Here is a 10,287-nt window from a genome sequence, read left to right as displayed (position 1 = left end):
ATATTTGCCGCCGACTTCCTTCAGATTCGCAGTCACCCACGACACCCTTGTCTTTAGCTAACACTTCCTACTGCTAAGCGTGTTCGGGACTTTAACCCTATAGTCGATTGCCATGCCCGGCGCACCATAAAAAAAGCCCTTTAAAACATGTCTAAAGGGCTTTGTAAAATTTCTATTGATCTTAAGCAGTAGCGAAAAGATTCTCTTTATAATAACCGTTTTCTAATTTTTCAGCAACCTCGCTGAAAGCGTCTAGCGTACGTTGAACATCTTCCAGCGTATGTACAGCTGTTGGAATTAGCCGTAACTCGATCATTCCTTTAGGAATTACCGGGTACACTACGATTGAACAGAAGATACTATAATTTTCACGTAAATCGAAGGTAATGGCTGTAGCATCAGATAATTCACCCTTTAAGAAAACCGGTGTCACAACAGAATTGGTCACTCCTAAATCAAAACCACGTTCACGAAGCCCTTTTTGTAAAGTTGTAGCAATTTCCCATAACTTATCTTTAAGTTCTGGTTTGCTTTTCAATAACTCTAAACGTTTTAATAATCCAATTACCATTGGCATAGGTAAGGCTTTGGCAAAAGTTTGCGAACGCATATTGTACCTTAAGAAATTGGTAATTTCCTCTGTTGAAGCTACAAAAGCACCGATACCTGCCATCGATTTAGCAAATGTACCAAAGTAAACATCTATGCCATCAATGCAATCTTGTGCTTCATGTGTACCTGCACCAGTTTTACCCATGGTACCAAAACCATGTGCATCATCAACCAGGATACGGAATTCAAAATCATTTTTAAGGTCAACGATCTCTTTTAATTTACCCTGAGCCCCGCTCATTCCGAAAACACCTTCAGTAATTAAAAGAATACCACCGCCAGATTCTTTCGTTAATTTGGTAGCACGCTCTAATTGTTTACGTGCACTGTCAATATCATTGTGCTTATAAACAAATCGTTTACCCATATGCAAACGAAGACCGTCAATAATACAGGCATGTGATTCGGCATCGTAAACAATTACATCATTACGATCAACCAGGGTATCAATAATTGATACCATTCCCTGATAACCATAATTTAACAAAAATGCATCTGGCTTACCAACAAAGGCGGCTAGTTCCTGCTCCAACTGCTCGTGGAATTTAGAATTGCCACTCATCATACGGGCGCCCATCGGGTAAGCCATACCATACTGAGCTGCAGCTTCTTCATCTGCTTTTCGAACTTCCGGGTGATTGGCTAAGCCTAAATAATTATTTAAGCTCCAGACCAAATGCTCTTTTCCTTTAAATTGCATGTGAGGTGCAATTTCTCCCTCTAATTTTGGAAACGAGAAATACCCATGAGACCATTTCTGGTGTTGGCCAAGTGGCCCCATGTGCTTTGCGATTTTATCAAATATATCCAATGTATTACCTGTTTTTAATATAAATTTTGCGAATTTAAGCTTTATTAGTCTTAAAATCAACTTAGCTAACTTTTAGGCATTAATTAAGACCTGTTTTTATGCTCCAATAGTATGCCAAAAAAGCCCCGATGTTACAACGGGGCTTTAAATTATATTTGGTTGGTTTTAATCAACGTTATCGTGCAGAAAAGAATTATTTGGTCTGATCTCTGTACCACCATCCTGATCGTTGCTTAATGTAAACCTGCTTACCTGCGATTCTGAAGAATGCTGAACCTGTTGTAATTGCATTTGTTTGCGTTTATAGGCTGGTTCGTTTTCAAGCTCCTGTAAACCATTTGTTGTACGCAATTTCATGCTCAGATCCTTAAGACGTAAAATACGTTCTTTAGATTTTCTCAATTGCTCTTCCATTGACTCATCATTCTTGTCATCATCTAAGCCAACAACCGGCATTTCGATTTCCGGTTCAGGCTGTGGCATGGGAGCTGCTTTTGCTGCTGGTGTTTCAAACACAAAATTGGTTTCAGCCAATTTAACCTCGAACTCAAACCCTGTCTCTTTCGCTTCTTCTACCTGGGGCTCTTCTTCAATTAAAGTATGGCGAACAATATGATTTTCCGGCTCCTGAACTTTTTGAGGCTCAGATTTGCTGAACATACCGCCAAAAAGATCTGCTTGCGAAACTTCTTCCCTGGTTTTTAAAACAGGCTCATAAGATGGCGCTGCTTTAGGCTGGATGAACGAGTTTACCGGTTCAACAGGGCGAATAAGCGGTGCTTCTTCTGGTGTTAAAAGTGATATTTTCTTTTTATTTTTTTCTTCTTTTACGCGTTCTTCAGATGTTTGGAAACCTGTTGCAATAATGGTTACAGAAAGCTTATCACCTAAAGATTCATCTGTACAGTTACCCCAAATCAAATCTGCTGATAAACCGGCTTTTTCCTGAATATAATCGGTAATAATCGAAACCTCATCCATCGTTACCTCACGCAAACCAGAACTGATGTTCAATAAAATATAACGGGCCCCTTCAATTTCATTATCTTTTAACAATGGAGAAGCCAAAGCACCTTCCACAGCCTGTAATGCACGGTCGTCGCCCTCAGCGGCAAAACTACCCATGATGGCCACACCGCTATCTTTCATTACGGTACGCACATCTTTAAAATCCACGTTGATATATCCCGGAACCGTAATAATTTCTGCGATGCCTTTTGCAGCTGTTGTTAAAATATCATCGGCCTGGCCAAAGGCAGAACCCAGGGTTAGGTTTCCAAATATTTCACGCAAGCGGTCGTTAGAGATGACCAGGTAAGAATCTACATATTTTTTCAACTCTTCCATTCCCTCATCGGCTTGCAATCTACGTCTTTTTCCTTCGAAAGAAAATGGTGTAGTAATGATGGCTACAGTTAAAATGTCAAGTTCTTTTGCTGCTTTCGCAATGATTGGTGAAGCGCCTGTTCCGGTACCACCGCCCATTCCGGCTGTAATGAAAAGCATTTTGGTGGTATTGCCTAACATGGCTTTGATATCATCTATATTTTCTATAGCTGAATTTTTACCAACTTCAGGAATAGAACCAGCTCCCATTCCTTCGGTTAAGCTGGCACCCAATTGCACCTTATTAGGTATAGGGCTGGATTCGAGCGCCTGGGCATCGGTATTACAAATAATAAAATCTACACCAGTAATACCAGACAGGTACATATGGTTCACTGCGTTGCCGCCACCACCTCCAACACCAATAACCTTGATGATTGAAGATTTATCTTTTAACATTTCGAACTGCATATCTTTATGAATCAGTTGTTTAAAAATTTTTAAATTCTGTTCATTACTCCATGTAATATTAACACTTTTTCAACAGACGTTTTCCACAAGTGTTAAGAATGTGGAAAACTCTTCTTTTGTTGAAAAATAATTAGCTTTTCAGATAATCTTCATCACTCACATTCATATCATCCTGAATGAAAGTTCTTGTTTTCGCCAGTAATTTATCAAACAATCCTGGTCCACGTTTTTCTTTTTCTTTGGCAGTTTTTGGCTTTTCTACAAAAACACCCGGTTGTTTCATTTCTTCCATCAATTCTTCAGCTTTCTGAATTCCTTTGATCAGCAAACCTACACTCGTTGCATACATCGGGCTTTTCAGATCATCGTAAATGGCTTTAGGCATATCCTCATATTTAGATAAATGCTCGTTCGGGTAACCGATACGGCAATCTAAACCCGTTACATATTCAACAGCCTGAGATAAATGTTTTAGTAAAGCACCACCACCGGTAATCACAATACCACCAATCAGTTTTTTCTCATATCCTGAAGACTTGATCTCGTAGTATACGTGTTCTATAATTTCTTCCATACGTGCCTGGATAACATAGGCCAGGTTTTTAACCGAAATTTCTTTTGGTTCGCGGCCACGTAAACCTGGTACGCAGATAATTTCGTTCTCTTTATTCTCTTCAGCCAATGCCGAACCAAAACGCGTTTTAAGCAACTCAGCCTGATTACGCATTACAGAACAACCTTCTCTAATATCTTCGGTAACACTGTTACCACCAAAAGGAATAACTGCGGTGTGGCGGATAATACCTTCGTGAAAAATAGCAATATCCGTAGTACCACCACCAATATCAACCAATGCAATACCAGCTTCTTTTTCTTCCTCGCTCAACACCGATTCAGATGAAGCCAATGGCTCAAGAATTAAATCCTGGGTTTGCAATCCTGCATTGTTTACACATTTGATGATATTTTTTACGGCCGTAACCTGACCAGAAATAATATGGAAGTTAGCTTCAAGACGAACTCCCGCCATACCGATCGGATCTTTGATTCCCGGCTCGTTATCAATGGTAAATTCCTGCGGCAATACATGAATGATCTCCTCACCCGGAGGCATTACCAGCTTAAACATATCATCAATCAACTTATCGATATCCTTTTTACCGATTTCATTGTTTAGTTCTCTTCTTGTTAAAATACCTCTATGCTGTAAGCTTTTAATGTGCTGACCAGCAATACCCACATTTACCACCTGTATCTCTACATTGGATTGTCCGCTTGCCACTTCAACAGCCTGAGTAATTCCCTGTACTGTTTTTTGAATGTTAGAAACCACCCCACGCGTTACACCCGCCGATTCTGCCTTGCCTATTCCTAAAATTTCTATCTTACCGTGCTGCGTTCTACGGCCAACGATAACACAAATTTTTGTAGTACCGATATCCAATCCTACTACAATTGGCGACTGACTGGTAAATTTTGCCTTATCCATATTGTTAATTTTGCTGAGTTTTATACTGTTTTTCTAGGGCTTTGATTTCTTTCTCTCTTGCTTCTATTTCTTTTTTCAATTGAGCCGCAGATTTTGCCGGCTTTGGTAATGTTGTTACCGTTTGCTTCGGTTTTTCTTTTTTATCCGCAGATCTCGTATCCTTTGGTTTTGTGGCTAAAGTAACCACTGGCTTTGTTGATGCTGTTTTAACCGGTGTTGTTTTTTTCGTTTCTGCTTTTTTAGGCTCAGTTTTTTTTTCTACAACCTTTTTTGGTTCAACCTTACGAACTTCTGTTTTTTTCGGTTCATCGGCCTCCGGACGATCATCCATAGCGGCAACAATTGTATTTCTGATTAATGAGTCGGTTACACTTCGTTGTATCCTCAAACTATCTGCTGCAGAAATTGTTTTAGCTTTTTTTGCCAATTCTGTCGAATCTCTTCTTTCGCAAACAATCTGGTTGGTATACTTGATGTTAATGGTCCGATAAGTGTCCCATCCTACCTGGGGCATTGCCTTTTTATAAAACAACAGCAGGTTTGTCATTTTCTTTTCAAGCGAATCGGCATTACCCAGAATAATCCGCTGATTGCCTACTCTTGGTATCAGTTCGATATCATTTTTTTGATCAACTACAATCTGCTCAATCTGCGAATCCCAGAGCGTATCTTTTTTAATAAACTGCGCAGTTTTATATAAATCTCTTGCCAGTTGTGTACGCAATGTATCTACCCTACTCCCAAAAATTTCGGTAATATGTCCTGTTGCTACCAGCACATTGGCAGTAAAGTTTGATGAAATAGGCATTTTCAGTCCGTCGTTATCAATGTAAAAATCCTGCCCGTTTTCGTTCAATATGCGAAGGATAGGCTGACGCTGCTTTACTTCAATATGCAATACCCCATCCATATCTACATATACCTTCGCAAAACCAATGTACGGGTTAGACTGCAGTTTTTTTTCGATATTATGAATGTTGATGTTTTCGAGGTTACGGCCTAACAGCACACCCTGATCTTCTTTCAAAATCGCATCGATCTCTTCACGTTCAATGAAATTATCTGCCCCGGGAATCAGAATCTTAACATCTTTGCATTTAACCGTCTGTTTCTTCACATTGATAAAACTCAAAAGCACCACCACCCCTGCCAGGCTGATCAGCCAGGCAAAGCCAGTAAAAATTGCGCTCCAGTTTATCCGTTTAAGCATTGTTCAAAGTATTTTTTAGGGGTTCGATAATAGTGTCTATATCGCCCGCACCTACTGTTAAAATTAATTCAGGTTTTGTATCCCTAACATACTGGACTACAAAATCTTTTCCGCATACCTGTTTATCTGCCAGCGTGATTTTATCCAGTAAAAACTGTGCATTTATCCCTTCAATTGGTAATTCTCTTGCGGGGTAAATTTCCAATAGCATCAGTTCATCAGCAGTGCTCAAAACTTTTGCAAATTCATCTGCAAAATCACGTGTCCTGGTGAACAGGTGCGGCTGGAAAATTACGGTTAGCTTTTTATTAGGATATAATTGCCTTACCGCATCAAAACAAGCCCTAAGTTCTTCGGGATGATGTGCATAATCATCAATATAAATCTGATTACTATTATTTACAATGTATTCAAAGCGGCGTTTAACACCCTTAAAATTTGCAACAGCCTGTTTTATCTTTTCAGCATCAATGCCCAACTGTAAGGCAATGGCAATAGCAACCGTTGTATTTTCTACATTGTGCTTACCTGGAAGCATCAAACTGATATCGTTTATGCTTTGGGCACCACCGGTATAATCAAAAAGAAATTTCGAACCTTCTACCCTTAAATTTTCTGCCTTTGCTACTGCCGTTGAACTTGCTGCATAGCTGATGCTTTCCTCCAACGGCAATCCTTCATGTGCATAAAGTGTACCTTCTGCTTTCAGCTGGCCAGCAAACAAGCGAAAGGATTCTTCAAGATGGCTTTTATCGCCATAAATATCCAAATGATCGGCATCCATCGAAGTAACCACAGCTATGTCAGGATGAAGGGTGAGAAATGAGCGATCGTACTCATCAGCCTCTACCACTACCACATTGTTTTTTCCGAAAAGCACATTACTATTGTAGTTACTGGTTATGCCGCCTAAAAAAGCAGTACAATCGTAACCGGTATCTTTTAAAACATGAGCAACGATAGATGAAGTTGTAGTTTTACCATGCGTGCCGGCGATAGCAATACAGAACATTCCCTTACTGATGATACCTAAAACTTCTGAACGTTTTTTTAGTGTAAAACCTCTTTCTATAAAGTGATTTAAAATCTTCGAATCTTTTGGAATTGCTGGTGTATACACAACAAGGGTATCATCCTGATGATCTGAAAATTCATTAGGCAATGCAGAAATTTCGTCAAGAAAGGTAATTAAGATCCCTTCCTGCATTAAGGTTTCAGTCAGTTTGGTCTGGGTTTTATCATAACCACAAACCACCTGTCCGCGTTTAGCAAAATAACGGGCAAGCGCACTCATGCCGATACCACCGATACCTACAAAGAAAACCCTATTTATTTTACTTAATTCCATTTTTTTTAGCTAAAAGCAAAAAGACCAAAGCTTAAAGCTGTCTTTCCACTGTTTTATTTTATTATTTTCTATCGCTTTAAGATTGCTTCGTATCTCGTAGTTACTACCTGTCGTTGCTTTAGTCTTTTTTCTTTATTCTTGAAGCTTATATAATCAATTTTAATACTTCTCCAGCAATAATTTCATCTGCCTTTGGCAATGCCATTTTGCCTATGTTTTCTGCCAGCTGTTCGCTTTGTTCTTTATTATTTAAAAGTTCAAGTGCCGCTTTTACCAAAGTATCTTCGGCTGAGCGATCGTTAATGAGTACTGCAGCTCCATTTTTAACCAGGGCCATTGCATTTTTGGTCTGATGGTCTTCAGCAACATTTGGCGAAGGCACCAGAATCACTGGCTTTTTGATCAAACAAAGTTCTGCTATTGTCCCTGCTCCGGCACGGCTGATGATCACATCGGCAGCGGCATAAGCCAGATCCATTTTATTCAAAAACTCCAGGATCCGGACGTTTGGGTGGTAATCGGGACCCAATCTTTCCATAATCCCTTTATAGTAATACTTACCGGTTTGCCAGATCACCTGCACATCTTGCGCAATAATTTCTGGCAAGTGTTTTTCAATTGCCTTATTTAATGTTCCTGCGCCTAAACTTCCACCGGTAACCATAATGGTCTTTTTTAATGGGTCTAGTTTTAATAGTTCAGCTCCTGCATGGTGCTTTCCTTTAATATCAACCACTTGCTGACGGACAGGATTTCCTGTTTTTAAAATCCGGTCAGCTGGAAAAAACTGGTCCATTTCATCAAAAGCGACACAGATTTTCGAAGCCTTTTTACCTAACCACTTATTGGTTACCCCCGCATAAGAATTCTGTTCCTGTATGAGGTAAGGAATTCCTTTTAATGATGATGCATACAACAGGGGTCCAGAAGCATAACCACCAACGCCTACTACTGCATCGGGTTTAAAATCATTAATAATCTGCAGGGCTTTCCGTACGCTGCCAATAACCTTTAGCGGAAGTGCCAGGTTTTTGATAATCGAGCCGCGTTGTATGCCACTAATATTCAATCCTATAATTTTATAACCGGCAGCAGGAACTTTTTCCATTTCCATTCGGCCTATCGCACCCACAAATAAGATTTCACAGGTTGGCACCATACGTTTTAGCGCATTGGCTATGGCTACGGCGGGAAAAATGTGCCCGCCGGTGCCACCACCTGATATGATAATTTTTGGGGAATTATTCATTTTAATTGTTTTAATGTTAACTATTTCACCACAAAAGCCACAATAGAGAACAAAAGTTGTTGTTTTTGTTTAATGTAAATATTGCCCACCAAACGAACAATAGTTAGTATATGATTATTCAGGTAACAGCCTGAATAAATCGTTTACATATGTTTTTTGTCCTTCACTATATAAATTAACTGTATTGAAATTATAAATTATTCCCTTCGGAGAACCCAACAGCTTCATATAAGTAATAATTTGAGCCTCATGAATCGGCATTAATTTATCAACAGACTTTAATTCAACCGTGAGTACATTTTCAATAAATAAATCACACCTCAAATTTGCGTCTATAGCCATTCCTTTATAATTTACTGGTACAATCATTTCAGTCATAAAAGAAATCCCTCTTAGTGCCAGTTCATATTTCATGCATTTATGATACGCACTTTCTAATAATCCGGCTCCGAGCGCCTTATGCACTTCAATGGCGGCACCATTGACCTGATAAGTTAAATCAGTTAGATATGCTTTACTAGGTATCATTATAGCTATTGTGTTCTTTTGTTTCTTTGTGGTTGTTTTTATTTATCCAAATGCTGGAAGTTCTCCAACGATCACTTTATTTTTCACTTTATCTTTATCTTCTTTTGTTGCTGCATTGGCATTTTCTTCTACGTCGCGGCTTACACTCAGAATAATACCAAACGCAACACTGGTAAAAATCATAGAGGTACCCCCCATACTTACCAGCGGCAATGGAACCCCGGTTACCGGCCCTAAACCAACTGCTACCGCCATGTTTGCAAAGGCCTGAATGGTCAGACTAAAACTTAATCCGGCGGCCAGCAGCGCACCAAAAGCCTTGGGTGCCCGGGTTACGATCTTGATACATCGGTATAAAAGCACCAGGTATAGTATCATGATAACAATTCCTCCCACAGTCCCCCATTCTTCAATAATAATGGCGAAAATAAAATCGGAATATGGGTGTGGCAGGAAATTGCGCTGTGTACTATTACCTGGTCCTTTACCAAAAACACCACCAGTAGCCAGGGCAATTTTTGCCTGATCTGCCTGGAAAGTTTTATCTGAATGCTGCATTTCAGGATGCATAAACGTATTGATACGCGACATGTAGGTTTTTCGCCTTGGCCCTAAAAAGAAAACGAACAATAGCAGGACAAAACCTCCTGCACAAACAATAGCGATCTGTTTAATACTGATCCTACCTATAATCAGCAGCAATATACTTACACCAAAAAGCATTAAAGCTGTAGATAAATTGGCCAGTGCAATTAGAACAAAAACCACACAAACCGACCCCATAATCGGTATAAATGACTCTTTAACGTCTTTAATATTTTCTTGTTTTTTGGTCAGCATCCGGGCCAAAAAGGTAATCAATGCCAGCTTTGCTAAATCGGAAGTTTGAAAGGTTAACCCAATTACCGGTATTTTAACCCACCTTGAAGCATCGTTTAAGTTCGTACCAAAAATTAAGGTGTAAAACAGCAAAGGAATAGTTACAATCATTAACACCTTTGAAATACCTGCATAATAGCGATAATCAAGCAGGTGGGCGATGTAAATCATACCTATGCCCAGCAAAACGAAAATAAGGTGTTTGGTAAGCAAAAGTTTTTCTACAGCTTCTCCTTTTTTATAAGCCAAAGTACCCGTTGCGCTATACACTGCCATTACAGATATAAGCGAAAGCAGGATGATGATCAGCCAGATCCATCTATCTCCTTTTGTTTTATTAAGTAGTGCCTGCAACATATATTGA

The 10,287-nt window shown here is 39.5% G+C and carries 8 protein-coding genes; all 8 read right to left on the bottom strand.

Going from position 1 to position 10,287, the window contains the following annotated elements:
• Positions 1-181: 181 nt before the first annotated feature.
• Complete coding sequence (locus ACFE6N_RS20290; protein WP_090982867.1) at positions 182-1,423, bottom strand: aminotransferase class I/II-fold pyridoxal phosphate-dependent enzyme; 1,242 nt, start codon at positions 1,421-1,423, stop codon at positions 182-184.
• 165 nt (positions 1,424-1,588) lie between these two features.
• Entirely contained in the window at positions 1,589-3,220 is a 1,632-nt protein-coding gene (gene ftsZ, locus ACFE6N_RS20285) for a cell division protein FtsZ (RefSeq protein ID WP_145856401.1), read from the bottom strand.
• Between the two features lie 130 nt (positions 3,221-3,350).
• A complete protein-coding gene (gene ftsA / locus ACFE6N_RS20280; protein WP_090982496.1) occupies positions 3,351-4,709 on the bottom strand; it encodes a cell division protein FtsA in 1,359 nt (452 codons plus the stop codon).
• A 4-nt stretch (positions 4,710-4,713) separates the two neighbouring features.
• The gene (locus tag ACFE6N_RS20275) at positions 4,714-5,919 is read right to left on the bottom strand and encodes a cell division protein FtsQ (protein WP_378939492.1); all 1,206 of its coding nucleotides are present in this window, start codon (positions 5,917-5,919) and stop codon (positions 4,714-4,716) included.
• Positions 5,912-7,267 (bottom strand): UDP-N-acetylmuramate--L-alanine ligase, encoded by a 1,356-nt coding sequence (gene murC / locus ACFE6N_RS20270; RefSeq protein WP_378939490.1) that lies wholly within the window; start codon positions 7,265-7,267, stop codon positions 5,912-5,914. The genes ACFE6N_RS20275 and murC overlap by 8 nt, the downstream gene beginning before the upstream one ends.
• Positions 7,268-7,412: 145 nt before the next feature.
• Positions 7,413-8,516 carry an undecaprenyldiphospho-muramoylpentapeptide beta-N-acetylglucosaminyltransferase gene (gene murG, locus ACFE6N_RS20265; protein WP_378939488.1) on the bottom strand — a complete coding sequence of 368 codons (1,104 nt, stop codon included), beginning with the start codon at positions 8,514-8,516 and terminating at the stop codon, positions 7,413-7,415.
• A 114-nt stretch (positions 8,517-8,630) separates the two neighbouring features.
• Positions 8,631-9,044 carry a GxxExxY protein gene (locus ACFE6N_RS20260; protein ID WP_293789479.1) on the bottom strand — a complete coding sequence of 138 codons (414 nt, stop codon included), beginning with the start codon at positions 9,042-9,044 and terminating at the stop codon, positions 8,631-8,633.
• A gap of 42 nt (positions 9,045-9,086) precedes the next feature.
• Positions 9,087-10,280: an FtsW/RodA/SpoVE family cell cycle protein gene (locus tag ACFE6N_RS20255; protein WP_378939485.1), complete on the bottom strand. Its 1,194-nt coding sequence runs from the start codon at positions 10,278-10,280 to the stop codon at positions 9,087-9,089.
• Positions 10,281-10,287: the final 7 nt, after the last annotated feature.

The organism is Pedobacter sp. BG31 (genome assembly GCF_042464845.1).
In the GTDB taxonomy this organism is placed as follows: domain Bacteria; phylum Bacteroidota; class Bacteroidia; order Sphingobacteriales; family Sphingobacteriaceae; genus Pedobacter; species Pedobacter suwonensis.
This window is presented reverse-complemented; position numbering and strand designations above follow the sequence as displayed.